General features: G+C 75.3%; 24 protein-coding genes and 2 tRNA genes. 13 read left to right on the top strand and 13 right to left on the bottom strand.

Annotation, left to right across the window (positions count from 1 at the left end):
* Positions 1-114: 114 nt before the first annotated feature.
* Together OO48_RS13640 and OO48_RS37370 are read left to right on the top strand one after the other, a co-directional pair.
* A complete protein-coding gene (locus tag OO48_RS13640) occupies positions 115-300 on the top strand; it encodes a hypothetical protein (RefSeq protein ID WP_033215689.1) in 186 nt (61 codons plus the stop codon).
* Positions 301-386: 86 nt separating this feature from the next.
* Entirely contained in the window at positions 387-593 is a 207-nt protein-coding gene (locus OO48_RS37370; protein WP_033215687.1) for a hypothetical protein, read from the top strand.
* Between the two features lie 58 nt (positions 594-651).
* Here OO48_RS37370 and OO48_RS13630 read toward each other — a convergent pair whose 3' ends face one another.
* Positions 652-1,104: a nucleoside deaminase gene (locus OO48_RS13630; protein WP_033215685.1), complete on the bottom strand. Its 453-nt coding sequence runs from the start codon at positions 1,102-1,104 to the stop codon at positions 652-654.
* Entirely contained in the window at positions 1,101-1,898 is a 798-nt protein-coding gene (locus OO48_RS13625; RefSeq protein ID WP_033215683.1) for an LLM class flavin-dependent oxidoreductase, read from the bottom strand. Before OO48_RS13625 ends, OO48_RS13630 begins: the two co-directional genes overlap by 4 nt.
* Positions 1,899-1,991: 93 nt before the next feature.
* Here OO48_RS13625 and OO48_RS13620 point away from each other — a divergent pair, with 93 nt between their 5' ends.
* Entirely contained in the window at positions 1,992-2,441 is a 450-nt protein-coding gene (locus tag OO48_RS13620) for an Lrp/AsnC family transcriptional regulator (protein WP_033215682.1), read from the top strand.
* Between the two features lie 62 nt (positions 2,442-2,503).
* Here the strand turns inward: OO48_RS13620 and OO48_RS13615 are convergent, their stop codons facing one another.
* Positions 2,504-5,722 (bottom strand): S41 family peptidase, encoded by a 3,219-nt coding sequence (locus OO48_RS13615; protein WP_033215681.1) that lies wholly within the window; start codon positions 5,720-5,722, stop codon positions 2,504-2,506.
* Positions 5,723-5,980: 258 nt separating this feature from the next.
* On the opposite strand from OO48_RS13615, the gene OO48_RS13610 reads away from it, so the two are divergent.
* Both OO48_RS13610 and OO48_RS13605 read left to right on the top strand, forming a co-directional pair.
* Positions 5,981-7,657 (top strand): chitinase, encoded by a 1,677-nt coding sequence (locus OO48_RS13610; protein ID WP_033215680.1) that lies wholly within the window; start codon positions 5,981-5,983, stop codon positions 7,655-7,657.
* 168 nt (positions 7,658-7,825) lie between these two features.
* Positions 7,826-8,206 carry a VOC family protein gene (locus OO48_RS13605; RefSeq protein WP_033215812.1) on the top strand — a complete coding sequence of 127 codons (381 nt, stop codon included), beginning with the start codon at positions 7,826-7,828 and terminating at the stop codon, positions 8,204-8,206.
* Positions 8,207-8,259: 53 nt separating this feature from the next.
* Here OO48_RS13605 and OO48_RS13600 read toward each other — a convergent pair.
* Positions 8,260-8,333: transfer RNA gene (locus tag OO48_RS13600), tRNA-Lys, on the bottom strand.
* Between the two features lie 113 nt (positions 8,334-8,446).
* On the opposite strand from OO48_RS13600, the gene OO48_RS13595 reads away from it, so the two are divergent.
* On the top strand, positions 8,447-10,027 hold the full coding sequence (locus OO48_RS13595; RefSeq protein ID WP_033215679.1) for a Na+/H+ antiporter: 1,581 nt from the start codon (positions 8,447-8,449) through the stop codon (positions 10,025-10,027).
* A gap of 174 nt (positions 10,028-10,201) precedes the next feature.
* Positions 10,202-11,863 carry a glucose-6-phosphate isomerase gene (gene pgi, locus OO48_RS13590; RefSeq protein WP_033215678.1) on the top strand — a complete coding sequence of 554 codons (1,662 nt, stop codon included), beginning with the start codon at positions 10,202-10,204 and terminating at the stop codon, positions 11,861-11,863.
* A 70-nt stretch (positions 11,864-11,933) separates the two neighbouring features.
* Here pgi and OO48_RS13585 read toward each other — a convergent pair whose 3' ends face one another.
* Positions 11,934-12,551: a GntR family transcriptional regulator gene (locus tag OO48_RS13585; protein WP_033215677.1), complete on the bottom strand. Its 618-nt coding sequence runs from the start codon at positions 12,549-12,551 to the stop codon at positions 11,934-11,936.
* Between the two features lie 57 nt (positions 12,552-12,608).
* On the opposite strand from OO48_RS13585, the gene OO48_RS13580 reads away from it, so the two are divergent.
* From OO48_RS13580 to OO48_RS13570, 3 genes are read left to right on the top strand one after another with little or no spacing between them, the layout of a single operon-like run.
* Positions 12,609-13,403 carry a (Fe-S)-binding protein gene (locus OO48_RS13580; protein WP_033215675.1) on the top strand — a complete coding sequence of 265 codons (795 nt, stop codon included), beginning with the start codon at positions 12,609-12,611 and terminating at the stop codon, positions 13,401-13,403.
* A complete protein-coding gene (locus tag OO48_RS13575; RefSeq protein ID WP_033215674.1) occupies positions 13,400-14,830 on the top strand; it encodes a LutB/LldF family L-lactate oxidation iron-sulfur protein in 1,431 nt (476 codons plus the stop codon). The genes OO48_RS13580 and OO48_RS13575 overlap by 4 nt, the downstream gene beginning before the upstream one ends.
* Positions 14,827-15,456, top strand: coding sequence for a LutC/YkgG family protein (locus OO48_RS13570; protein WP_033215672.1), 630 nt, complete (start codon positions 14,827-14,829; stop codon positions 15,454-15,456). The genes OO48_RS13575 and OO48_RS13570 overlap by 4 nt, the downstream gene beginning before the upstream one ends.
* Positions 15,457-15,484: 28 nt before the next feature.
* Here OO48_RS13570 and OO48_RS38250 read toward each other — a convergent pair whose 3' ends face one another.
* From OO48_RS38250 to OO48_RS13535, 7 genes are all read right to left on the bottom strand, one after another.
* The gene (locus OO48_RS38250; RefSeq protein WP_033215670.1) at positions 15,485-15,727 is read right to left on the bottom strand and encodes a hypothetical protein; all 243 of its coding nucleotides are present in this window, start codon (positions 15,725-15,727) and stop codon (positions 15,485-15,487) included.
* A gap of 100 nt (positions 15,728-15,827) precedes the next feature.
* A tRNA-Lys gene (locus OO48_RS13560) sits at positions 15,828-15,901 on the bottom strand.
* A 74-nt stretch (positions 15,902-15,975) separates the two neighbouring features.
* The gene (locus OO48_RS13555) at positions 15,976-16,518 is read right to left on the bottom strand and encodes a bifunctional DNA primase/polymerase (RefSeq protein WP_033215668.1); all 543 of its coding nucleotides are present in this window, start codon (positions 16,516-16,518) and stop codon (positions 15,976-15,978) included.
* A gap of 135 nt (positions 16,519-16,653) precedes the next feature.
* Entirely contained in the window at positions 16,654-17,052 is a 399-nt protein-coding gene (locus tag OO48_RS13550; RefSeq protein WP_051732099.1) for a hypothetical protein, read from the bottom strand.
* 147 nt (positions 17,053-17,199) lie between these two features.
* The gene (locus tag OO48_RS13545) at positions 17,200-18,588 is read right to left on the bottom strand and encodes an AAA domain-containing protein (protein ID WP_051732110.1); all 1,389 of its coding nucleotides are present in this window, start codon (positions 18,586-18,588) and stop codon (positions 17,200-17,202) included.
* An 8-nt stretch (positions 18,589-18,596) separates the two neighbouring features.
* Positions 18,597-20,195 carry a hypothetical protein gene (locus tag OO48_RS13540; protein WP_033215666.1) on the bottom strand — a complete coding sequence of 533 codons (1,599 nt, stop codon included), beginning with the start codon at positions 20,193-20,195 and terminating at the stop codon, positions 18,597-18,599.
* Positions 20,192-21,403, bottom strand: coding sequence for a hypothetical protein (locus tag OO48_RS13535; protein WP_033215664.1), 1,212 nt, complete (start codon positions 21,401-21,403; stop codon positions 20,192-20,194). The genes OO48_RS13540 and OO48_RS13535 overlap by 4 nt, the downstream gene beginning before the upstream one ends.
* Before the next feature lie 136 nt (positions 21,404-21,539).
* Between OO48_RS13535 and OO48_RS13530 the strand changes: the two genes are divergently transcribed.
* Positions 21,540-22,190, top strand: a complete 651-nt coding sequence (locus tag OO48_RS13530) for a histidine phosphatase family protein (RefSeq protein WP_033215662.1) — start codon at positions 21,540-21,542, stop codon at positions 22,188-22,190.
* 40 nt (positions 22,191-22,230) lie between these two features.
* On the opposite strand, the gene OO48_RS13525 is transcribed toward OO48_RS13530, so the two are convergent.
* Positions 22,231-23,613 (bottom strand): NsdA family TPR-like regulatory protein, encoded by a 1,383-nt coding sequence (locus OO48_RS13525; RefSeq protein ID WP_033215658.1) that lies wholly within the window; start codon positions 23,611-23,613, stop codon positions 22,231-22,233.
* A 335-nt stretch (positions 23,614-23,948) separates the two neighbouring features.
* Between OO48_RS13525 and OO48_RS13520 the strand changes: the two genes are divergently transcribed.
* Entirely contained in the window at positions 23,949-24,365 is a 417-nt protein-coding gene (locus tag OO48_RS13520) for a hypothetical protein (RefSeq protein ID WP_245194633.1), read from the top strand.
* Positions 24,366-24,546: 181 nt separating this feature from the next.
* Positions 24,547-25,425: a spermidine synthase gene (locus OO48_RS13515; protein ID WP_209439475.1), complete on the top strand. Its 879-nt coding sequence runs from the start codon at positions 24,547-24,549 to the stop codon at positions 25,423-25,425.
* The last annotated feature ends 282 nt before the right edge of the window (positions 25,426-25,707 follow it).

Genomic DNA, 25,707 nt, shown 5'->3' with positions numbered 1-25,707 from the left:
CGGCGGGCGGGCCCTGGGCCGGACGGGTGGTCCCGGACCGTCCCGGATGCGACCCGTCCGGGCCGGTGGGAGGGTGGACGGAGCCCGTTGTCCGCGACATCCGAGGAGGAGACCATGGGCCTGAGTGACCAGTTCAAGGACAAGGCCAACGACCTCGCCGACCAGGCCAAGTCGGCGCTCGGCAACCAGGGGTCGAAGACCGAGGAAGCCGAGCAGAAGGCCCGCGAGAAGGCCGAGGGCGCGATGCCCGGCGGCCAGGAGTCCGCGGACGACCAGCCGCAGGAGGGCGAGTCCTCCTGACCGGCTGACCGAGCGGGGCGGGTCCTGACCGGGCCCGCCCCGTCGGCGTACCGTGGCAAGGGGGGACTCCCACCCGAGGAGGAGACATGGGCACCTTCGACAGGACCCGTCCCGGGGCGGCCCCGCCCGCCGACTCGCCCGAACGCGCCGTCCTCGCCCACGACGAGGCGATCGACGCCTTCGGGGACCAGGTCGAGCGCGCCCGCCACGACGCCGAACGCCGGATCCGGCAGGAGCGCGAGGACCGCCTGGCCGCCGAACGGATGACCTCCGAGGGCGACCCCTGGGGCTGACCCGCGCGGCGGCGGACGACGGCCGGCCCCGCCCCGGGCCGCCCGCCCGGCCCCGGGGCTACGCGGGGGACGGCGGGGCCGGGCGGTAGTAGGACTCGATCGGGACGCGGGCCTCGTCGAAGAGCGCCGGGCCGTCCTGGACGAGGACGGGCCAGTCGCCGGAGGCCGGGTTGAGTTCCACCAGCTGCTCGGTGGCCAGGGCGAACACCACCCGGCCCAGGCCCGAGCGGACCAGGGCGCCCGCGCACATCCCGCACGGCTGGCAGCTGGTGTAGAGGGCGGTGCGGGCGGCCTCGGCCGGTTCGAGCTCGCGGGCGGCCCAGCGGGCGAGCTTCAGCTCCGGGTGGGCGGTGATGTCGCGGTCGCGCCGCACGGTGTTGTGCGCCTCGGCGAGGACCGTGCCGTCGGGGGACGCCAGCAGCGACCCGTACGGGGCGTCCCCCGCCTCGACGGCGCGGGCGGCCAGGGCGACGGCGCGGCGCAGCAGGGCCTCGTCGGCGGGGGTGATCACGCGGTGTCCTTCCGGTGGGCGGACACGGCGGCCAGGCTCCGCCAGGCCGTCTCCGGCCGTCGGGTCTCCTCGGGGTCGCCGTGGTAGGGGTCGAGGACCACGGCCCGCGCGCCCAGGGCGCGCAACTGCCGCAGGTCGTCCAGCACTTGTTCCAGGGTGCCGGTCCCGGCCGGCCGCTCGGCTCCGGTGACCGGCCGGTCGGTCAGCCGGAACGCGATCCGCGGGGCGAAGCCCGGCAGCGGGTGGGCGGCGAGCACCGCCCGCATCGCGGGCAGGGTCAGCCGCAGCGGGTGCCAGGCGTCGCCGAACCGGACGGTCCGGCGCAGCGCCGCCGGGCTGTGCCCGCCGACCCAGAGCGGCACCGCGGCGGGCCCGCTCTCCCGCAGCACCCGCAGGCACGCGTCGGCCAGCCGCCCGCGTTCGGCGAACGGCACCCCGAGCGCCGCGAACTCCTGCCGGGCCCAGCCGGTGCCCACGCCGAGCACCAGGCGGCCGCCGCTCAACCGGTCCAGGCCCGCGGCCATCCGGGCGGTCAGCAGCGGGTCGCGGTACGGCAGCACCAGCACCGTGGTGCCGAGCCGGACCCGGGTGGTCAGGCCGGCCAGCCAGGACAGCGTGGTGAACGGCTCGTGGAAGGGCTCGGGATAGCGCTCCGCCACGTCCGGGGTGACGGCGACGTGGTCGGAGACCATGAGCAGGTCGTACCCCAGCTCCTCGACGGTCCGGGCCCACGCGCGCAGCACGCCGGGATCGGTGCCCGGGCCGAAGTTCGGTACGTTGACGCCCAGTTGCATGCGGCGAGGCTATCCCGGCGAGGTCCGGCCGGTGAATGGCCGATCCCCGGCGTCCAGGGCCTCTGGCCGTGGATCCGCCGGTAGGATCGCCGGATGGCCGGGGATCTCGACGACATCGACTGGGCGATCATCGGGCAGCTGCAGGCGGACGCCCGGCTGCCGATCAGCGAGCTGGGCCGGCGGGTGAACCTCGGCGCCTCGGCCACCGCCGAACGGGTGCGCGCCCTGGAGGCCAGGGGAGTGGTCACCGGCTACCACGCCGCGGTCGACCTCGCCCGGATCGGCTACCCGGTGCTGGCCGTCGTCCGGCTGAAGTACCCGGGCAGCCACCACCAGCCCCTGCACCGGCTGCTCGCCGAGCGGCGCGAGATCCTGGAGTGCCTGCGCACCACCGGGGACGACTGCTACACCCTCAAGCTCGCCGCCACCTCCATGGAGCACCTGGAGGCCCTGGTGGACGAACTCTGCGCCTTCGGCTCCACCACCACCAGCGTGGTCTACCGCCAGACCCTGCCCTACCGGGGCCCGGCCCGGCCCCACTGAGACCCGCCCCACTGAGACCCGCCCCGCTGAAGACCCGCCCCGCGAACCCCGCGCGGCGGGTCTCAGGGGCGCGGCGGCAGCGGCGGACGGCGCAGGTCCGGGCGGGGGGTGTCGCGGGGCGGGGGCGCGGCGGCGGGGGCGGCGGCGAGCAGGGTGAGGGCGAGGTCGACGGCGGCGGCGAGGTCGGTGTGCTCGCCGCGGGCCCAGTCGCGGGGGGTGCGGACCACCTCGACGTCGGGGTCGACGCCCCGGTTCTCGACCGAGAAGCCGATGCCGCCGGTGAACCAGCTGGCGTTCTTGGGGACGGAGATCTGGGTGCCGTCGCCCAGCGCGTGCCGTCCGGTCATGCCGACCACGCCGCCCCAGGTGCGGGTGCCGACCACCGGGCCCAGCGCGAGCGCCTTGATCGCGGTGATGATGACGTCGCCGTCGGAGCTGGTGGCGTGGTCGGCGAGGGCGACGACCGGGCCGCGCGGCGCGTCCCGGGGCCACCGGACGGGCTGCCGGCCGCGGGTGAAGTCCCAGGCCAGGACGCGGCGGTGGAGCTTCTCCAGGACGAGTTCGGAGACGTTGCCGCCCGCGTTGCCCCGGACGTCCAGGACGAGCGCGGGCCGGGCCAGTTCGGAGCGCAGGTCGCGGTTGAACTGGGCCCAGCCGGAGCCGCCGAGGTCGGGGATGTGCAGGTAGCCGCAGACGCCGTCGCTGAACTCCCGCACCAGGTGCCGCCGCTTGGCGACCCAGTCCTGGTAGCGGATGGGCCGCTCGTCGGTGAGCGGGGTGACGGCGAGGCGCCGGGTCCGCCCGTCGTGGCGGACGGTGAGTTCGACGGTGGTGCCGCCCGTCCCGGCCAGCAGCGGGGTGGGGCCGCGCACCGGGTCGGGCGGGCGGCCGTCGACGGCGAGCAGCTCGTCGCCGTCGTGCAGGCCGTGGCCGGCCAGCGGTGCGCGGGCCCTGGGGTCGGAGGACTCGCCGGGCAGGATCCGGTCGACCAGCCAGCGGCCGTCGACGTCGCGGTGGGCGTTGGCGCCGAGCAGACCGAGCGGCTGCTGGGCGATGGCGGGGCCCTCGCCGCGCCGGGCCGGGGTGACGTAGGCGTGCGAGGTGCCGAGCTCGCCGAGCAGTTCGCGCAGCAGGTCGGCGAAGTCGTCGGGGGAGGCGATCCGTTCCAGCAGCGGCTCGTACTGGGCGGTGAGGGCGGGCCAGTCCAGGCCGCACATGCCCTCGTCCCAGAACTGGTCGGCGACGATCCGGGCGGCCTCGGCGTAGGACTGCCGCCACTCGGCGGCCGGGTGCACGGTGTGGGTGATCCGGCGCAGGTCGACGGGGATCGGGGCGCCGGGGGCGGCCAGCGGGTACAGCTTGAGCGCGCCGCCGGAGAACACCGAGACCGCCGAGCCGTCCGCGGAGACCGCGAAGCCGTCCAGCTGCTCGACCAGGGTGGTGCGGCGGCCCCGGGCCAGGTCGAAGTGCTCCAGGGCGGGGCGGCCCGAGGTGTCCTCCGGGTTGGCGAAGGTCTGGCCGAGCGCGCCGGAGATCGGCCAGCGCAGCCAGACCACGCCGCCGCGCACCGCCGCCGTCGCCGAGTACTTGGAGGCGATCACCGGGAACGGCACCAGCCGCTTGCTCAGCCCCTCCTCGTCCACGTGCACGGTGCCGTCGCCGGTGGCCTCCTCCGGGTCCAGGCCCACCGGCGGGCGGCCCTCGGCGGGCGAGGCGAACGGGGACGGGGTGCCGGCGGCCAGCGGCACCAGGTACGGGCGGCAGCCGAGCGGGAAGGACAGGTCGCCGGTGTGCACGTCGTGCACCGGGTCGAAGCCGCGCCAGGACAGGAACACCAGGAAGCGGCCGTCCCGGGTGAACACCGGGTGCTCGTCCTCGAACCGGCCGCCGGTGACGGCGACCTTGTGCTCGGGACGGTCGGTGCGGGCCAGCCGGATCGCCCGCAGCGAGCGGCCCGCGACCGGCTCGGACCAGGCCAGCCAGCGCGAGTCGGGCGAGAAGGACGGGCTGGAGACCGGCCCGAACCGGGACGCGGTGACCTCGGTGACCGCGCCGTCCGCGGTGTCCACCAGCAGCAGCCGGCCGTCCGAGCAGGCCACCGCGAGGCGCCCGCCGTCCGGGGCGGCGGCCAGCTCCTGCACCCGGCCGATCCGGCCGCCGGCGATCCGCCGGTGCGGGGGGTGCTCGTCGGCGGCGTCCTTGCCCGGCAGCGCGGCCAGCTCGATCGCGTCCTCGCCGTCGGCGTCGCTCACCCAGGCGGCCTGGTTGCCGTAGCCGAGCACCAGCGGCAGCCGGCAGCGCACGCCCGGGGTGTCGGCCAGCACCCGGGCCGGGCCGTCGCGGTGGGTCAGCCAGTACAGCGAGCCGCGCACGTTCAGCACCCCGGCCCGGCCGGTGGCGTCGCAGGCCAGGTCCTTGACGTTGTTGGCGGCGCTGACCTGGTAGGGCCGCCGCCCGGCCCGGGCGCCGCCCAGCGGGACGTCCAGCCGGCGCGGCGCGGGGGCGTCCAGCGAGTCGAGCAGCCAGAGGTCCCCGGCGTGCTGGTAGACCACCCGGACGCCGTCGCTGGCAGCCTCCCGGGCGTAGTACGAGGCGTGGTCGGTGTGCCGGCGCAGGCCGGTGCCGTCCGGGCGCACCGAGTACAGGTTGCCGACGCCCTCGTGGTCGGAGAGGAACGCGATCCGGGTGCCCTCGGCGGAGGCCACCGGCATCGGCGAGGCCAGGTGCCCGGGCAGGCCCGGCAGCAGCAGGTCGTGGTCCACCCAGAGCCGGCCGGTCGCACCGCCCCGGTAGCGCTTCCAGAACGCGGGCTCGTGCGGCGCCGCGTCCGTCAGCAGCACCGTGTGCCCCTCGCCGACCTGGGCGTCCGCGACCGGCCCCCACGGCATCCGCCGCCCCGGCGCGCCGTCCGGCGGCAGCTCCCACGCCCAGGCGTAGTGCGCGAACGGCTCGTGGTACGAGGTCACCGCCAGCACCTCGCCGTTCGGCAGCCAGCCGCGCACCCGGGTGTCCTGGCTGCCCCAGTACGTCAGCCGCACCGCCGGCCCGCCCTCCACCGGCGCGGTGAACACCTCGGGCGCCAGCGCGAACCAGCTGGTCCACGCCAGCGCCGCGCCGTCCGGCGACAGCCTGGGGTGGCTCACCCTGGTGCGGTCCGGGCTCACCCGCCAGGCCCGGCCGACCGCGCCGTCCGCCGCCAGGGGCGCGACCCAGACGTCGTCCTCGGCGGTGAAGGCGAGCAGACCGCCGCGTACATGGGGGTACCGCAGGTATCCGGACACCCTTCCATGGTTCGATCGGCGGCCGGGGCCCGCAAACGCGGCCGGGCCGCTCGGGGGGCGGCGGAGCCGCCGGGACGGCCGACGGCGGGTCAGTGAACCGGGCTCGCCGGTCCATTGACAGCGGACGGGCGCAGCCGCTTCAGTGGTCTAGTCCAACTCCTGGGTCGTGCCGGTGCGGCGGCGCGCCCCGGCCGGGAACCCCACAGCCCGGCGGGACGGAGGAGGGCGTCCCCCACACAGAGGCAGGAGCATCCCCACATGCGTACTCCCCGCAGGAAGCGGCTGCTGGCCGCCGGAACGGCCTGGGCGGTGGCGGCCGCGGGCGCCGTCGCGCTCAGCTTCGGCCTGGCCGGGTCGGCCTCGGCCGGAGAGTTCCTGGTCAACGGCGGTTTCGAGAGCAACTCGCTGAACCCCTGGACCTGCACCGGCTCGACCGGCTCCGTGGTCACCGGCCACGCCCGCACCGGCACCTACGCGCTCGCGGGCGCCGCGTCCGCGGCCGACACCGCCCAGTGCACCCAGACCGTCGCGGTCGCCCCCAACACCACGTACACGCTCAGCGCGTACGTCAACGGCGCCTACGTCTACCTCGGCGTCAACGGCGGCACCTCGACCTGGACGCCGAGCACCGGCGGCGCCTACCAGAAGCTCTCGGTCAGCTTCACCACCACCGCCACCCAGACCTCCGCCACCGTGTTCACCCACGGCTGGTACGGCCAGGGCACCTACTACGCGGACGACGTCTCGCTGGACGGCCCCGGCGCGCCCGCCTCGCCCTCCGCGAGCGCGAGCCCCTCCAAGTCGGCCTCGCCGTCGCCCTCGGCCTCGGCGTCCGCCAGCACCAGCCCGTCCACCAGCGCCTCGCCCTCCACCTCGGCGTCGCCGTCCACCTCCGGCTCGCCGACCACCCCGCCGCCGCCCGGCGGCCACGCCCTGGTCGGCTACCTGCACGCCAGCTTCGCCAACGGCGCCGGGTACCTGAAGATGTCCGACGTGCCCGACAGCTGGGACATCATCGACCTGGCCTTCGGCGAGCCGGACTCCATCACCGGCGGCACCATCCACTTCAACCGCTGCCCGGCCACCGAGTGCCCGGGCGTCGAGTCCGACGCCGACTTCAAGGCGGCCATCGCCGCCAAGCAGGCCAAGGGCAAGAAGGTCCTGCTGTCGATCGGCGGCCAGAACGGCGAGGTGCAGCTCACCACCGCCGGCGCCCGCGACAACTTCGTCAACTCGGTCTCCGCGATCATCGACAAGTGGGGCCTGGACGGCCTCGACATCGACTTCGAGGGCCACTCGCTGTCGCTCAACACCGGCGACAACGACTTCAAGAACCCGACCACCCCGGTGATCACCAACCTGATCTCCGCGGTGAAGACGCTCAAGGCCAAGTACGGCGCGAAGTTCCAGCTCACCATGGCGCCGGAGACCTTCTTCGTCCAGCTCGGCTACCAGTACTACGGCTCGGGCCCCTGGGGCGGCCAGGACCCGCGGGCCGGCGCCTTCCTGCCGGTCATCTACGGCCTGCGCGACGACCTGACGCTGCTGCACGTCCAGGACTACAACTCGGGCTCGATCATGGGCCTCGACAACCAGTACCACAACATGGGCAGCGCGGACTTCCACGTCGCGATGACCGACATGCTGCTCTCCGGCTTCCCGGTGGCCGGCAACACCAACAACGTGTTCCCGGCGCTCAAGCCCTCGCAGGTCGCGATCGGCATGCCCGCCAACACCTACGCCGGCAACGGCTACGTCGCCCCGGCCGTGGTCAACCAGGCGCTGGACTGCCTCACCAAGGGCACTGGCTGCGGCTCCTACAGCCCGCGGGCCGGCAAGCAGCCGAACCTGCGCGGCCTGATGACCTGGTCGATCAACTGGGACAACTACAACAACAACGAGTTCTCGAAGAACTTCCACAGCTACTTCGGCTGAGACCCGGCACGGCGGTGACGGAGCCGGCCGCCCCCGCGGGGGCGGCCGGCTCCGGTCGTCGTCGGGGCGGGGAGCGGCCGGCTCCGGCCGCCGGGTGGGGGCGGGGAACGCCGCTGCTCGACCGGGCGGGGCGGCGCGCCTAGCCTGAAGGGGAAGGAGGTGATGGCGATGCTGGCAGACGCGCCCCTGCTCGCGGTGATCCCCGTGACCGACCTCGAACGGGCCAAGCGCTACTACCGCGACACGCTCGGGCTCACGCTCGCCCGGGAGAGCGCCGAAGAGGTGGTCTTCCGTTGCGGCAGCACCGAGTTCGGGATGTACGAGACCCCGTACGGCGGACAGGCCGACCACACCCTGGCCAGTTGGAAGGTCGCCGACCTGGACACCGAGATGGCCGAACTGCGCGGCCGCGGGGTGGTGTTCGAGGAGTACGACCAGCCCGGGCTGAAGACCCTCGACGGGGTCGCCGAGGGCGGCGGCATGCGGGCCGCCTGGTTCAAGGACCCGGACGGCAATGTGCTGTGCGTCAACGAACTGCACGCGGCCTGAACGGGCCGGGAAACGCCGAAGGCCTCCCCGGAGGGAGGCCTTCGCGCTGTCTGTGCGCCGCCAGGGACTCGAACCCCGGACCCGCTGATTAAGAGTCAGCTGCTCTAACCAACTGAGCTAGCGGCGCCTGCTGACGGAGAGAACATTACCTGGTCAGCGCCCGAAACACACAATCGGCCCGGCCGGGGCGCGGACGTATGCTGAAGCCGGCGCACCCCGCACCTGCCGAGAGGAACCACCGTGGGCCAGCTGACACTGCTCTTCCTGGTGCTGCTCGCCTCGGTGGTCACGATGCCGCTGGCCCGCCGCACCAGGATCCCGCAGCCGGTGCTGATGACCCTGGTCGGCCTGGTCTTCGCGGTTGTCCCGCAGATCCCCAACGTGCAGATCAACCCCGAGTTCATCCTCCCGCTGGTGCTGCCCCCGCTGATCTTCGCGGTGGCCCGGCGCTCCTCGGTGCGCTACTTCAAGGCCAACATCCGCTCGATCCTGCTGCTCGCCGTCGCCCTGGTGGTGGTCACCACCACCGCGGTGGCCGGCGTGTTCAGCTGGCTGGTGCCCGCCGCGCCGCTGGCCGCCGCCGTCGCGCTGGGCGCGCTGGTCTCCCCGCCCGACCCGGTGGCCGCCGTCGCGGTGGCCGGCGAGGTCGGGCTGCCCCGCCGGCTGACCGCCGTGCTGGAGAGCGAGGGCCTGTTCAACGACGTCACCGCGATCGTGATCTACTCGCTGGCCGTCGAGGCGGTGGTCGACGGGGACCTGTCGGTGGGCCGCGCCGTGCTGCGCTTCCTGCTGTCCGCCGTGGTCGCGGTGGCCGTCGGCATCGGCCTCGGCTGGCTGAACGCCAAGATCGCCGGCTTCCTGGACGACCCCACCCAGCAGGTCGCGCTCAACCTGCTCGTCCCGTTCGCCGCGTACGTCCTCGCCGAGGAGGCGCACGGCTCCGGCGTGCTGGCCGTGGTGGTCTGCGCGCTCTACCTCGCCGACCGGGCCTCCGACGCCGACGAGGTCTCCTACCGGCTGGTCGGCAACGCCTTCTGGGAGATCGTCGAGACGCTGATCACCGGCGTCGCGTTCGGACTGATCGGCCTGGAGCTGTCCACCGTCGTCCAGGACGTCAAGGACACCTGGCACACGATGATCGGCGACACCGCGATCGTCCTCGCCGTCGTCGTGCTGCTGCGCCTGCTGTGGCTGCTGCCCGCCGCCTGGCTCTCCCGCCGGGTCACCCACGGCGAGGAGGACACCCCCATCAGCTGGCGGGAGACCGTCGTGCTGTGGTGGTCCGGCATGCGCGGGGTGGCCACCGTCGCGCTGGCCCTCGGCCTCCCGCTCGCCCTGCACGACGGGCTGCCGTTCCCGGCCCGCAGCGAGATCGTCTTCATCGCGTTCAGCGTCGTGCTGTTCACCCTGGTGGTCCAGGGCCTCACCCTCCCGTACGTGGTCCGGCTGCTCGGTCTGGACGACGCCCACGACGAGCACGAGAAGGCCGTCCGCGAGCTGTGGTGGCGCGCCGCCAAGGCCGGACTGAACCGGCTCGCCGAACTGGAGGAGGAGGACCAGCTCCCGCCCGAGATCACCGAGCGCCTGCGCGAGCGCCAGCACGACCGCCTCGCCCGGCTCTGCCCCGAGAAGTACGAGGATGAGGAGGCGCTGGAGGCCAAGCGCCGCGGCAAGCAGTGGCGGCAGGCCTTCGCCGTCGAGCAGGAGATGATCGCCGCCTCCCGCCGGGAGGTCCTGGTCGCCCGCGGCGAGGCCGGTGCCGACCCCGAGGTCGCCGACCGGGTGCTGCGCGCACTCGACCTCCAGTCGGCGCGGAAGTGACGCCCCGTCGACCTCCCGTGGTGGACCGCTGACCCGCCGCCCGCAGGGCATAGGGTTGGGGGCGGGCAAGGCCGTCGACGGAGCCGGCACACGCACGCGTACCCGCCGGACCAGCGCAACCCTCCCGCCGGAACCAGCCGGAACCCGCACCCCGTATGACGCTAGGAGCAACCGATGTCGGACACCCCTGCCAACGGCCGGACCCCGTTGGACCGCACCCCGCAGTGGGCCGCGCTGGGGAAGCACCGGGCGGATCTCGGCGAGCAGCACCTGCGCGGGCTGTTCGCCGCCGACCCCGACCGCGGCACGCGCTACACCCTGCGGGTCGGCGACCTCTTCGTCGACTACTCGAAGCACCTGGTCACCGACCGCACCCTGGAGCTGCTGCGCGAGCTGGCCGCCGCGACCGGCGTCGCCGAGCTGCGCGACGCGATGTTCCGCGGCGAGAAGATCAACACCACCGAGGACCGGGCCGTCCTGCACACCGCGCTGCGCGCCCCCCGCGGCGCCGTCATCGAGGTCGACGGCGAGAACGTGGTGCCCGCCGTGCACGCCGTGCTCGACAAGATGGCGGCCTTCTCCGAGCGGGTGCGCTCCGGCGAGTGGACCGGCCACACCGGCAAGCGGATCCGCAACGTCGTCAACATCGGCATCGGCGGCTCCGACCTCGGCCCCGCGATGGCCTACGAGGTGCTGCGCTCCTACACCGACCGCGACCTGACCGTCCGCTTCGTATCCAACGTCGACGGCGCCGACCTGCACGAGGCCGTCCGCGACCTGGACGCGGCCGAGACGCTGTTCATCGTCGCCTCCAAGACCTTCACCACCATCGAGACCGTCACCAACGCGGTCGCCGCCCGCGGTTGGCTGCTGGAGCAGCTCGGCGCCGGCGAGGAGGCCGTCGCCAAGCACTTCGTGGCGCTGTCCACCAACGCGCAGGGCGTCGCCGACTTCGGCATCGACACCGCCAACATGTTCGAGTTCTGGGACTGGGTGGGCGGCCGCTACTCCTACGACTCGGCGATCGGCCTCTCGCTGATGATCGCGATCGGCGCCGAGCGCTTCGAGGAGATGCTGGCCGGCTTCCGCCTGGTCGACGAGCACTTCCGCACCGCCCCCGCCGAGGAGAACGTGCCGCTGCTGCTCGGCCTGCTCGGCGTCTGGTACGGCGCGTTCTTCGACGCCCAGGCGCACGCGGTGCTCCCGTACTCGCACTACCTGTCGAAGTTCACCGCGTACCTCCAGCAGCTCGACATGGAGTCCAACGGCAAGTCCGTCGACCGGGAGGGCAACCCCGTCGACTGGCAGACCGGCCCCGTGGTGTGGGGCACCCCCGGCACCAACGGGCAGCACGCGTACTACCAGCTGCTGCACCAGGGCACCAAGCTGATCCCCGCCGACTTCCTCGGCTTCGCCCGCCCGGTCGCCGACCTCCAGCCCGGCCTGGTCGCCCAGCACGACCTGCTGATGGCCAACTTCTTCGCCCAGACCCAGGCGCTCGCCTTCGGCAAGACCGCCGAGGAGGTCGCCGCGGAGGGCGTGCCCGCCGAGCTCGTCCCGCACAAGACCTTCCGGGGCAACCACCCCACCACGACCATCCTGGCCACCGAGCTCACCCCGCACGTCCTGGGCCAGCTGGTCGCGCTCTACGAGCACAAGGTCTTCGTCCAGGGCGCCGTCTGGAACATCGACTCCTTCGACCAGTGGGGCGTCGAACTCGGCAAGGTGCTGGCCAAGAAGATCGAGCCGGTCCTGCTCACCGGCGAGGGCGCCGGAGCGCTGGACGCCTCGACCGCCAACCTGGTCGACCGGTACCGCGAGCTGCGCGGCCGGTAAGTCGTTCCGGGGGCCGGGGAACGGGCGGGCCGGGAGCTCGCCGTTCCCCGGGCCCCTGGTGGCCGCTCCCTCACGTCACGCGCGTCAGCAGGGAGTCGGCGTGGGCGGTGACCAGGTCGCGGGCGGCGGCCGGGTCGGGGGCGGCGAGGGCGCGGGCCAGGGCCAGGTGTTCGGCGTGGTCCCGTTCGGCGTGGGCGGCGGTCGCGGTCGCGGCGGCCGAGATGCGTATCTGGCGGTCCCAGAGCGTCTCGTACAGGGACGTCAGGACGGGGTTGCCGGCGGCCCGCAGCAGGGTGAGGTGGAAGTGGCGGCCGGCCTCGACGGGGTGCGGGTCGCGGTGCTCGCAGGCGGTCAGCAGCTCCGCGGCGGCGGCCGTCAGCGCGGCGGGGCCGCGGGCGGCGAGGGTGTCGATCGCGGCGTGCTCGAAGAGGATCCGCGCGGCGAGGACGTCGCGGGCCTCGCCCGGGGCGATCGGCACGACCTGGGCGCCGCGCTTGGGGTAGAGGCGCAGGAAGCCCTCGGACTGCAGGCGCAGGAACGCCTCGCGGACGGGGGTGCGGGACAGGCCCAGCTCGGTGGCGACGACGCCTTCGGAGAGCAGCGTGCCGCCGGGCCAGGTGCCGTCCAGCAGGCGGGTGCGGACGTGCTGGTAGGCCCGGTCAGCGGTGGGGAGGGCGTCGGTCGTCACCCGGCCATTCTGACACGCGCCCTGGCTTGCATCTAAGCTTGCATCTATGATGCGGGCATGCCCCCGAACGCCCCGCGCTCCCGCACCGCCCTGTTCGTGACCTGCCTGAACGACACCCTGTTCCCCGGCACCGGCCGGGCCGCCGTCACCCTGCTGCGCCGCCTCGGCGTCGAGGTCGACTTCCCCGCCGCGCAGAGCTGCTGCGGCCAGATGCACTTCAACACCGGCTACCGCCGGGAGACCGCCAGGCTCGCCCGGCACTTCGTCGACACCTTCGCCGACTACGAGGAGATCGTCGTCCCGTCCGCCTCCTGCGCCGGGATGCCGGCCGAGTCGTACCCGCTGGCCGCCGAAGCCGCGGGCGACCCCGGACTGGCCCGGGAGGTGGCCGAACTCGCCCCCAGGGTCGTCGAGTTGACCGAGTACCTGACGGACCGGCTCGGCGTCGAGCAGGTCGGGGCGTACTTCCCGCACCGGGTCACCTACCACCCCACCTGCCACAGCCTGCGGGCCACCGGGCTGGGGGAGCGGCCCCACCGGCTGCTGCGCGCCGTCGCCGGGATCGACTACGTCGAACTGCCGGCCCAGGAGGAGTGCTGCGGCTTCGGCGGCACCTTCTCGGTGAAGAACCCGGCGGTGTCCGGCGCGATGAACGGCGACAAGGCCCGGCACGTGCTGGAGACCGGGGCGTCCGTGCTGGCCGCCGTCGACAACTCCTGCCTGATGAACATCGGCGGCCGGCTCACCAGGGACGGGCACCCGGTGCGCACCCTGCACCTCGTCGAGATCCTCGCCCGCACCGAACGGGACGGGCCGCTGCCCGGCCTGCCCGTGGTGGAGGCGGTCCGATGAGCAGGTCCTTCCTCGGCTGGCCCGCGTTCCCCCAGGCCTCCGAACGCGAGGTCGGCAACCGGCAGTTGCGCGAGAACGTGCGCCGCGCCACCCACACCATCCGGGGCAAGCGGGCCGTGCTGGCCGCGGAGCGACCGGACTGGGAGCAGCTGCGCGACAGCGCCGCCGCGATCAAGGACCAGGTGCTGGCCGGCCTGGAGGAGCACCTGCTGCGGGTCGAGGAGAAGGTCACCGCGGCCGGCGGCACCGTCCACTGGGCCCGCGACGCCGCCGAGGCCAACCGGATCGTCACCGACCTGGTCCGGGCCACCGGCGAACGCGAGATCGTCAAGGTCAAGTCGATGCTCACCGAGGAGATCGGCCTCGACGCTGCCCTGGAGGCCGCCGGGATCAACGCCCGGGAGACCGACCTGGCCGCCACCATCGTCCAGCTCGGCGACGACCTGCCCTCGCACGTGGTCGTCCCCGCGCTGCACCGCAACCGCACCGAGATCCGCGAGATCTTCGCCCGCGAGATGGGCCGGCACGGCCGCCCCGCCCCCGAAGGGCTCACCGACGACCCCGCCGAACTCGCCGAAGCCGCCCGGCTGCACCTGCGGGAGAAGTTCCTCGGCGCCAAGGTCGCCGTCTCCGGCGCCAACTTCGTGGTCGCCGAGACCGGCACCCTGGTCGTCGTCGAGTCCGAGGGCAACGGCCGGATGTGCCTCACCCTCGCCGACACCCTGATCTCCGTCGTCGGCATCGAGAAGACCGTCCCCACCTGGCAGGACCTCGAAGTCTTCCTGCAACTGCTGGCCCGCAACGCCACCGGCGAGCGGATGGCCCCCTACACCAGCACCTGGACCGGCACCGTCGACGGCGACGGCCCGCGCGACTTCCACCTCGTCCTGGTCGACAACGGACGCACCCGCGCCCTCGCCGACCCGGTCGGCCGCCAGGCCCTGCGCTGCATCCGCTGCGGCGCCTGCATGAACACCTGCCCCGTCTACGAGCGCACCGGCGGCCACGCCTACGGCTCCGTCTACCCCGGGCCGATCGGCGCGATCCTCAACCCGCTGCTCAAGGGCGTCGACGACTCGCAGACCGCCTCGCTGCCGTACGCCTCCACGCTGTGCGGCGCCTGCAACGAGGTCTGCCCCGTGCGGATCCGCTTCACCGACGTGCTGCTCGACCTGCGCGCCCAGGTCGCCGACGGCGGACAGCACCCCGTCGAGCGGGCCGCGCTGGGCGCCGTCGGCGCGGTGATGGAACGCCCCGCCGCGTGGAAGGCCGCCGTGAAGGGCGCCGGACTGGTCGGGCCGCTGCTGCCCGGACGCACCAGACTGCCCGGCCCGCTCGGCGGCTGGACCGAGAACCGGGCGCTGCCCGACGTCCCCCGGGAGTCCTTCCGCAGCTGGTGGAAGCGGAACGAAGGAGAACGCGCATGACCGCCGGCACCGCCCGCGAGGAGATCCTCCGCCGGATCCGCGCCGCCGCCGTCCCGCCCGCCCCCGAACCGCCCCGCCACTACCTGCGGCACGCCCCCGGCCTCGACCCCCACGACCGGGAGGCCGGGCTCGCGCTGTTCGCCGAACGGCTGGAGGAGTACGGCGCGCGGGTGCTGCGCGCCGACGCGCCGGGCCCGGCCGTCGCCCGGGTCCTGGACGACGAGGGCGCCCGCAGCCTGGTCGTGCCGGACGGGCTGCCCGCCGACTGGACCGCCGGCTGGACGGGACGGGTGCGCGTCGACCGCCCGCCGCTCGGCAAGGCCGAACTCGACGCCACCGACGCCGTCCTGACCGGGTGCGCCGCCGCCGTCGCCGACTCCGGCACCCTGGTCCTCGACGGCGGCGCCGCCCAGGGGCGCCGCGCCGCGACCCTGCTGCCCGACCTGCACGTGTGCGTCGTCCGCGCCGCGCAGGTGCACTCCGCGCTGCCCGGAGCGCTCGCCCGGCTCGACCCCGCCCGGCCGCTCACCTTCGTCAGCGGGCCCTCCGCCACCGCCGACATCGAGATGATCCGGGTCAAGGGCGTCCACGGCCCGCGCCGGCTCGCGGTGGTGCTGCTGGAGTGAGCACGGGCCGGGGGCGGCCGGAAGGGCCCTAACCGGTCGGCGTCGGCGAGGCCGTCACCGCCGGGCGCGGGGCCGGGCCGTGCTGCGCCGTGTACACCAGACCGAAGCCGAGACCGGCCGCCAGCGCCGCCGCACCCGTCCAGGCCAGCGCCCGGAGCAGCCGCCTGTTGCGCCGCTCCCGCCGGTGCGCGCGCAGCGCGGCCGCCTCGGCCTCGGCGAGCTCCGCGTCGAGCCAGGCGGCCCAGTCGGAATGGAGATCGTCGGACGCCATGGAGCGGACATTAGCAGCCCTTTACACACCCGCCGGGGCTGCGCGCTCGCGTGCCACAACGCGAAAGGCCCCCCGGTGAAGGGGGGCCTTTCGCTGTCTGTGCGCCGCCAGGGACTCGAACCCCGGACCCGCTGATTAAGAGTCAGCTGCTCTAACCAACTGAGCTAGCGGCGCCTGCTGACGTGGAAGACTGTAGCAGCGGCCGGGGCCGGAGCCAAAATCGATTCCCCCGCAGCGGCACCCCCCGTTCAGCGCGCGTTCGACACCGGGTCGCCGGCCTCCCGGGCCCGCCCGCGGGCCGCCCGGACGCACGCCCACAGCACCACCGACGCCCCCGGCAGCCACGGCTCGCGGGTGTCCGGCGCCACGATCCACCGGCTGGAGGAGGACTCCGGCTCGTCGATCGCCCGCTGCACCGGCGGCACCGTCACCGCGTCGCCCCGGCCGTGGCACAGCAGCGGCGGCACGTCCCGGGCCCACTCCTCCCAGGCCAGCAGCGTCCGCAGCCGGGACGCCGCCCCCGGCTGTACGAACAGCAGCGTCCGGCCCCGGTAGGTCGCCACCGGGCCGCAGCCCGGGCCCGAGGTCCACAGCTCGTCCAGCACCCGGCGGCCGAACACGGCGGGCAGGCTGACCACGTCGAACGCCCGGCCGCACGGGAGGATCGCGGGCGCCCACGGGCGGGCCTCCCACAGGGCGCGCATGCTGCTCGGGTACTCGCTGGCGGAGGCGAGCCACGCCTCCCCGGCGACGCTGACGTACTCCACGGATTGATAGGTCCAGATGTCCACCTGGTCAGGGTGGACCGGTGGCGCGGCCGGCCGGGGAGAAAACGGCGTTCGCCGGACAGCGGGGGGTGCGGGGGCGTACCATCGCCCGCCGCATATGCCAGTGGCCTGCCGGGGCCGCCCCCGGACCCTCCGGGGCTACTCCTCCGGGCCGCGGCGCTGCAGCGAACGGCCGTACTCGACCATCCGCGCCGCGTAGTCCGGCGTCCAGTCGGCCCGCGCGGCGATCTGCTCCGGCGAGAGCGCGTCGAAACGACGCGGGTCCGCGAGCTGGGCGGCGGCCAGCGCCTGGAAGTCCGTCGCCCGCTCCGCCGCGACCCGGAACGCCAGGGCCAACTCGGTTGAACGGGACAGCAGTTCGGACGGGTCGTCGATCGACTCCAGGTCGAAGAACCGCTCCGGCTCCGGCTCCGTCCCCGCCGGTTCGAAGAGCAACTCGACCGGCCTGATCCGCCGGGCCGGGCCCGGCACCGAGGGGGCGACCGCCGGAGTCGGCGAACCGCCCTGGTCGGACGCCTGCGGATGCGAGTCGGGCATGACGGGGCACCTCCGGGAGTGCGGGGGGGAAAGACGGCCGCCGTCCATTGTCGCGCGCGAACCGTCAGAACCGGAACGGTGCGCCCCCGAGCGCTATTCCCCGCCGGGGGCGCGAGACCTGCTCCGCGCGCCCCGGCGGGGCGCTCCCTACAGGCGGACGCGGTGCTCGGCGAGGTGGGAGAGGACCGCGTGGTTGGCCTCCCAGCCGTCGGGGAACTTGACGGCGACGCCCAGCTGGACGGGCTCGGTGGCCGGGTGGTCGTCGAGGAGCTCGGGGATGCCGGCCCGGGCGACGACGATGCAGGCGTGGCGGTGGCGGGAGGCCAGGACGCACAGGCGGCCGGTCTCCAGGTGGAAGGCGGTCGCGTCGGGACGGCCGGAGAGCGGGTGCAGGACGACGGTGACGTCGTACTCGCGGCCCTGCAGCCGGTTCGCGGTGTCGACCGTGACGCACTCGCCGGCCGCCGGGTCGACCGGGACGCCCAGCCGGGCCAGCTCGGCGCGCACCGCCGCGGCCTGGTCCCGGTGCGCGGTGCCGACCGCGACCCGGCCGGGGGTGAGCGGCGCGGAGCCCTGCTCGGAGTGCGCGGTCAGCTCGCGGTCCAGCAGCCGGCGGACGGTGGCCGCGACCGCGGCGACCGCCTGGGCGTCGGTGCGCACGGTGTGCCGGGCGGGCAGCTCCAGCAGCGCCCAGCCGGTGGCCGCCGCCTCGTCGATCGCCGCGTCCACCGCCGAGCCGTCGCCGCGCAGGCCCGGCCGCAGGGTGCGGTCGTCCGGCCCGGTGCCGGCCCGGAACGGCGTGTACGGGTAGAACGCGGCGGAGACCAGCGGCGCCGCCGAGGCGGGCAGCCGCCAGGAGACCGGGAGCCGGTGCGGGCGGATCGCCGGGTTGTGGGCCAGCAGGGTGACCACCGCGGAGGAGGACGGGTCGTAGGACAGGCCCGCCCACTGGTCGGTGCCGACCACGGTGAACGGGTCGAGCTGGCCCGGGTCCCCCACGAACAGCGCCCGCTCGAAGAGCCGGGCCACGGCCAGCAGCGCGTCCGAACGCATCTGGTACGCCTCGTCGACGATGGCCTGCCGCCAGGGCTGCTCGGTCCGCACCCACTGCCACTTCGCCGCGGTGGAGATCACCACGTCCTGCTCCAGCAGGTCGGCGACCTTGTCCTTGGCGGTGACGTTGGCGTGCCGCAGGGCCTCCGGCGCGGGCTTGGAGTCGCTCGCGTGCAGCCGGCCGATGCTCATCCCCGACGCCTTGGTCGCCAGCCGGTCGACCAGGTCGTCGACCTGGCTGTTGGTCTGGGCGACGATCATCAGGCGCTCGCCCGCGCCGACCAGTTCGCGGGCCGCCCGCACCACCAGCGTCGACTTGCCCGCGCCCGGCGGGGAGTCGACCACGACGCCGCGCGGCGCGCCCGGCGCGGGGCGCACCACCGCGTCGAGGATCCCCGCGACGGCCCGGTCGGCGGCCTCGCCGGGGGCCGGCTCGGCGGCCGCGTCCTGACGGCCGGTCACCGGCCCGGAGGAGGAGTCCATGTGCTGCGTCATTCCCATTCGTCCGCACCGGCCGGTGCATCCTCGACGGCCACCGGCGGGCCGCCGTGCGTCCACGGGGTGTCGGCGGGCTCCGGCAGCGGCGCGGACTGCCGGGGCGCCAGCTCGAACAGGGTGAACACCACGGTCGAGCCCGGCTCCGGGACGCTGCCCGGCTCCGGGTCCCTGCGGCGGCCCATGCCGGACAGCAGCCGCACCACCACCTCGCCCGGCGCGGACGAGACGATCTCGGCCCGCTGGGCGGGCTCCGCGTGCGCCCGGTGCACCTCGCGGCCCGGATCGGCGTGCGGCCGGTCGCCGGTGCGCACCACCAGCAGCGGGCGCGGCTTGGGGGAGCGGCCCTCGGACCACTCCGGGACGACGTCCACCACCTCGCCCGCGAACGCCTCCCCGGCCAGGCGGCGCTCCGCCATCGCCAGCGGGTCGTCCAGCGCCTCCTGGATCTCCAGCTTCGCCTGCTCGCGCTCGCGCTGGGCCAGCTTGCGGGCCGCCGTCACCGCGTCGTCCCGGCGCGGCTGCGGGGGCTCGCCCGCCGCGACCCGCTCCCGGTGCATGGTGAACGACCAGCGGTCGCCCTCCCAGCGGTCCGGCAGGTGGCCGGCCGGCGGGAGGGCGCGCAGCAGGTCGACGCCGTTCCACACGTCGTGCCAGGCCGGCAGCGTCGCCGACAGCAGCACCCGGGCCAGCTCGGCGTGCGCCCGCTCGACCAGGGCGGCCGCCCGGCGGACCTCCGCGTCGTCCCGCGCGGCCCCGGCCCGCTCGCGCACCGCCACCGCCGCGTCGTGCCGCAGGATCGCCGGGGCCAGCACCCGCTCGTCGAACTTCGGATCGGTGGCCGGACCGGCCGGCGGGTGCAGCAGCAGGCCCTCGCCGTCCCGCGCGGACTCCACCCACTCGGCGGCCTCCGCGCCGAGGGCGGGCGGCTCCAGACCGGCCGGCGGCAGGTGCCAGGCCAGCCGGGCGGCCAGGTGCTGGTCCTCCAGGTTGCTCTGCCCGGTCGCCCAGTGCCGCGCCAGCAGGCCGGTCATCGCCAGCAGCATCGAGGACCCCGGCACCTGCGCGCGGTCCGTCAGGTGCGTCAGCCACCGGCCCAGCAGCGGGACTTCGGTCGGCGACGGGTACTCACCCGGATCCGGGTCCTCGACCGTGCGGCGGAACCGGGTGGAGCGGCCCAGCAGCGCCAGGTGCGCCACGCCGCCCGCGTTCGGCACGATCAGCTGCGGCGCGTCCGCGCACAGCTCCCGCACCACCGGCACCTTCTCGCCGCTGACCGGGTCCTTCTCGGAGCCCTCCAGCAGCTCCACCTCGTCCCCGAAGGACTCCAGGTACGGCACCACCTCGCGGGCCACCGCCGCCAGGAACTCCGAACGCTGGGTGCGGTTCAGCGGCTGCGGCACGAAGTGCAGCCGGGGCTCCCGGCGGTCGGTGCCCAGCAGCACCGCCAGCGGGGCCCCCGCCTCGCCGGCCGCCGCCAACGGCACCAGCACCATCGGACGGTCCGACAGGTGCCGGTGCCGCACCGTGGCCAGCGGCTGCGCCCGCTGCGCCCGCACCGCCTCCAGCCGGGCCAGCGTGGACAGCAGGCTCACCGCACGCCCCCGAGCGCCTCGGCCCGCAGCCGGGCCGCGTACGCCAGCCGCCCGGACGCCTCGTCCGGGCCCGACCCGCCCGCCGGCTCCGGCTCCGGGCCCGCCGCGGCACCGGGCTCGGCGGCCGCCAGCGCCTCCTCGACGGTGCGCAGCGACCCCAGCTCGCCGCGCACCCCCCGGCCCAACTGCTCCACCGCGCCCGCGCAGCGCGCCTGGGAACGGCAGTGGAAGCCGAGCTCGCAGGTGGAGATGCACTCCGGGGCGTACGCGGCGGGCACCGCGGCGACCGCCTCGGCCAGCTCCCCGGCCGGCCGGGTCGGGGCGCCCGACCCGTCCCGGGCCAGGTCGAAGGTGACGCCCTCGGGGAGCGCCGCGAGCAGCTGCTCGATCCGCGTCATCCGGGACAACTGCCGCCGGGTGACCGCCAGTTCGCGCCGCACGTCGACCGGGACGGCGACCGGCTGGGCGGAGAAGTCCTTCGGGCAGACCAGCAGCACCGTCAATTCCGGCGCGCCGGGCAGCTCCTGGACGGCGTAGGGATCCTCGGACAGCGGCAGGCCGGCCCGCCGGGCCGCCGCCTCCTGCAGCGCCAGCACGTACACCGCGGCCTGCCGGGCGGCCGCGCCGACGTTCGCCGGATCGGCCGAACCGTCCAGCACCGGGAAGGACTTGATCTCCACCACGGTGCACCGGCCGGCGTGCACCACCAGCGCGTCCGGCTCCAGGTAGGCCGGGCTGCCCGCCACGTCCAGCCGCAGCAGCGGGTGGTCCAGCAGCGTCCAGGCCGAGGGGTCGGCGGCGGCCTCGGCCAGTGCCGCCGCCGTCCGCTCCGCGCGGACGGCCGGGGAGGCCGCGGGCAGCAAGTCCGGTACGGCGAGCGAGGAGACCTCCTCCGCCGGGACGCCCAGCCGGCGGCGCAGCGGCTCCAGCAGCACCGCGTACCCGTCCCGCTTCAGCCGGGACTCGAACAGCAGGCCGCGGCGGATCGCGAACGGCGACTGGCCGAACGGGGCGGGGCGGCCCAGGCGTTGGGCGAGCGCAACCTTGTCGACGCCCGCGGCGTCCAGCAGGGCGCGGCGGCGGCAGCCCGGATTGGCGGCGAGGGCGGCGAGGGCACGGGCGTCGAGACTGCGCTGCGGCGCCGGGCCGCGCAACTCGGAGAGCCGCCGCAGCGGCGGGGTGGCCTGCCCCAGGTGCGAGACGTTCATGGTGCGGCCCAGTCTCGCACCCGGAGCCGACAGAGTGGAGCCCGGCCGTCGATCCGGCAGGTCGGGTGGGGGATCATGGGGCGGTGGCCCGCGACGGCGGGGCCGCCGAACCGCACCACTTCGAACGAGGTACCCCATGCCCGCCCGCATCGTGCTGGTCCGCCACGGCGAGACCTCCTGGTCGGCGACCGGCCGGCACACCGGCCGCACCGACGTCCCCCTCACCGAGGAGGGCCGCGCCATGGCCCGCGCCCTCGGCGAACGACTCGCCCGCGCCCCGTGGAACGGCCTGCCCGGCGCGACCGTCTACACCAGCCCGCTCTCCCGGGCCCGGGAGACCGCCGAACTGGCCGGCTTCGGCGACCGCGCCGTCGAGCGCCCCGAACTCCTGGAGTGGGACTACGGGCAGTACGAGGGCCGCACCGGCGCCGACATCCGGGAGCACGACCAGCCCGGCTGGCTGATCTGGCGCGACGGCGTGCCCGGCGGCGAGACGCTGGCCCAGGTCTCCGACCGGGTCGACGCCCTGCTCGCCGAGCTCAACGAGGAGCACGGCACCCCGCACCCCGACACCACCACCATGAACTGCGCCGACCGCGAGGTCGTCCTGTTCGCCCACGGCCACCTGCTGCGGATCCTCACCGCCCGCTGGCTCGGCCTGCCCGCCGAGTACGCCCAGCGGCTCAAGCTCGGCACCGCCGCGCTGTGCGTGCTGTCCTGGGAGTACGGGCTGCCCGCGGTCGAGATCTGGAACGACCACAGCCACCTGGAGCGGCTGGGGCACTGACCCCGGCTCAGGCCGGGCTCAGGCCGGGCCCAGGCCCGGCTCAGGCCGCCGCCGCGTCGTAGCCGTCCAGGAAGTCCCGGACCTCCGGCACGGCGGCGTGGCCGCGCAGCCGGTCCGCGGTGCGCGCCAGCATGCCGCGGATCCGCGCGGAGCGGACCTGGCCGAGCAGCGCCACCGCCGCCGAACCGTGCGCGCCCGCGCCCGCCAGGTCGCCCCGGCCCAGCCGGTCGTGCGCCAACTCGGCGGTGTACAGCACCCGGTTGCGGACGAAGTGCGGCTCCTGGAGCCCTATGGCCCGCTCGGCCCGGGCGCTGGCCCGGTCCCAGTCGCCCAGCGCCGACCAGCACTGCGCCTCCTGCCCGGCCAGCTCCGCCTCGCCGTAGAAGGACATCCACTCCGGGTCGTCCGACCGCTCGCCCCGGTCGAACAGCGCGTACGCCCGGGCCAGCGCCCGCTCGCAGGCCGAGCGGTCGCCGAGCAGCGCCCAGCCGCCGGCCTCGCGCAGCACCAGTAGCGACATCAGCCGGTCCGAGCCCAGCTCCCGCGCCGCGGCCTGCCCGGCCTGGGCGGCCCGCAGCGCCTCCCGGGGGCGGCCGGCGTCCCGGGCCAGGAAGGCGCTGTTGCTGAACACGTGCGCCTCCAGGTGCGGGTCGCGGGCCATCCGGGCGGTGGCCAGCGCCTCCGAGTAGAACGACCTGGCGTCCGTCAGCCGGTTCGAGTCGTGCGCCAGCCAGCCCACCGAGATGGCGAGTTCGCCGGCCCCGCACTGCAGGCGGCGCTCGGTCGCGGCGCTGTAGTCGCCGTCGTTGAGCAGCACGTAGGCGTTGCGCAGCGACTGCCCGGCCAGCTCGAACAGGGCGTCCGCGCCGTGCGCGTCGTCCAGCAGCCGGATGTCGCGGACCGCCTGCTCGACCCCCCGCACCTCGGCGGCGCCGACCCGGCGGCGCTCCGGCTGGGCCGGGACCGCGGGCAGCGGCAGCCCGGGCGGCGGGGCCTGGTCCAGGCCCAGCACGGCCGCCAGGGCGGTGGGACCGCCGTTCAGGAACGTGCGGCGAAGCACCTCGTCGTTCTCCTCGTCAGACCGGTGCGGCGCGTCCGGCGGATCTGCCGGGACGGGCGGTGCGGTGGTCGCCGGCGCGCGGCGGCGGACCGCCGTGCGGGGCGCGAACCCGAGCTCCGCCAGCGACTTCTCCGGCCACATGTGCCGGAACACCCGCTCGTACGCGTAGTTGGGGCAGCGGATCTCGCCGGACTCGACCCGCCCGACGTAGCGCGCGTCGCAGGACACGTGCTCGCCGATCTCCCGGGCGGCCCGGCGGACCACGGTGGCGAACTCCCCCGGCGAGAGGCCGCCGCGCAGCTCGCGCATCGCCTGGTTGGGGACGGGCGACGGGCGGGGCCCGCCGGTTCGGATGGCTGCCATGCTGCACTCCGAGGTCGTGCCGGGGTGGTCGCGCCGGCACCCGGGGGAGGGCCGCCGCGTCGCCAGAACAGTACCGGCAGTCACCGTGCGAACACGGCGGGTCGCTAGCAGATGGCGGGTCAATTGCGGACAATCCGGGCGTAGTTGCGGCGTTGTGCCATGAAATGCCATGGCTTGCTGTATCGGAGGCCGTGGCCCGGGTGACGGGTTCCGCGTTGTCCTGGTACATGGAAACCGGCGGCACGGGCCCCCTCCCGCGCCGGCCTCCCGTCGCACGACCGGGTGACGGAGCGGCGTCCGGTTTCCACGCGACCCGAGGTGACAGGAGGTCCCCCATGGCCACCGGAGTTCCCCAGTACCGGCGTCCGGCCGCCCCCGCCGCGCCGCCCCCCGCCCCCGCGGGCTCCTCGGCCAGCCGCGTGGTCCAGTACGACACCGTCACCGTCCAGGTCCGGCACGGGCTGGAGGCGGTCGACATCCTCCGGCTGCGGCGGGCCTGCGGAGCCGTCCAGCAGACCGCGGGCGGCACCGCCGTCGCCTTCCTCGTCCCGGCGGGCACCGCGCTGCGCTGGCACCTGACCGGCTCCGCCTGCACCCCGGGGGCCGAACTGCTCCCGCCCACCGACCCGCGCTGGATCATCCCGCCCTCCGGCCCCCAGCAGTACCCCCGTCCCACCGACGCCTGGGTGCTGCGCTCCGCGCTCTGCGAAGCCGCCACCACCCTCACGGCGGGCGGCCTCGGTCCGCTCTGAGCGCACCCCGTACGGCGGCTGACGATTCGTCAGAGAACTTGCCCGACCAGTGAGTTGGCATGCAACCGTCGTCTCGCTGGGTGGACCGGCCGACGCCGCAGCGGGCAGCCCCCGTCACCCACCGTCACCCGAGGCCGCCACCCCGGCGGCGCCCGGGCCGCGACCCGGGATAATGGACGCCATGGGCCGCCCACGCACCACCCCCGCCGTCCCCGGCCGCACGCACGGCCAAGGCCCGCTCACCGCCGCCGTCGCCTCCGGCACCGCCGAGCTGCGCCCCGACCGGGACCGGCCGCACGCCTGGCAGCTGCTGCTCGACGGCGCCCCGCAGTCCCTGGTCGACCTCGCCGACCCCACCCACCTCGGCTTCGCCTACCAGCGCCGGATCGGCCACCTGATCGACCTCGCCGCCCCCGCCCGGCAGCCGCTCACCGCGCTCCACCTCGGCGGCGGCGCGCTCACCCTGGCCCGCTACACCGCCGCCACCCGGCCCCGCTCCCGCCAGCAGGTCGCCGAGATCGACACCGAACTCACCGCCCTGGTCCGGGCCGAACTGCCGCTCGACCGCGGCTGGCAGATCAAGGTCCGCGGCGGCGACGCCCGCGCCGTCCTGGAACGCACCCCCGACGACTCCACCGACCTGGTCGTCACCGACGTCTTCGCCGGCGCCCGCGTCCCCGCGCACTGCGCCACCGCCGAGTTCGCCCGGCACGCCGCCCGCGCCCTCACCGGCGCCGGCCACTACGCCGCCAACACCACCGACGGCGGCGCGCTCGCCTTCGCCCGCGCCCAGACCGCCACCCTGCTCGCGGTCTTCCCCGAGGTCTGCCTGATCGCCGACCCCGCCGTGCTGCGCGGCAAGCGCTTCGGCAACCTCGTCCTGCTGGCCGCCCACACCCCCCTCCCGCTCGCCGACCTCACCCGCCGCCTGGCCACCGACCCCGCCCAGGCCCGCCTCCTGCACGGCCGCGACCTCACCGACTTCACCGCCGGAACCGCCCCGGTCACCGACACCACCGCCGTCCCCTCCCCGGCCCCGCCGCCGAGGACCTTCGACTGACCCGGAGGGCTCGGCGCCGCGGTACGGCCTGGTCGAGGTCGAGTCCGTGCCGGGTCACTCCGGCACCGGCGGCGTCGGCGGTACCGGTAGCTCGGGGAACGGCGTCAGTGGCCGCCGCCCGGGAGGCCGCGGTGCTTGTACATGGCGGCGGCGGTGAGCAGCAGGCCGGCGGCGATCGGGAGGAGGACGGCCACGGCGTTCTCGCCGACGGGACGGGCGGGGGCGGCGGTGAGGGCGAGGCGGTCGGGGGCGGCGGAGGCGGGCCCGGGCGCGGGGGAGGGG

Source organism: Kitasatospora phosalacinea (assembly GCF_000716545.1).
GTDB lineage: Bacteria > Actinomycetota > Actinomycetes > Streptomycetales > Streptomycetaceae > Kitasatospora > Kitasatospora phosalacinea.
The sequence above is the reverse complement of the archived record's forward strand: the minus strand, read 5'-3'. Positions and strand labels throughout refer to the sequence as shown.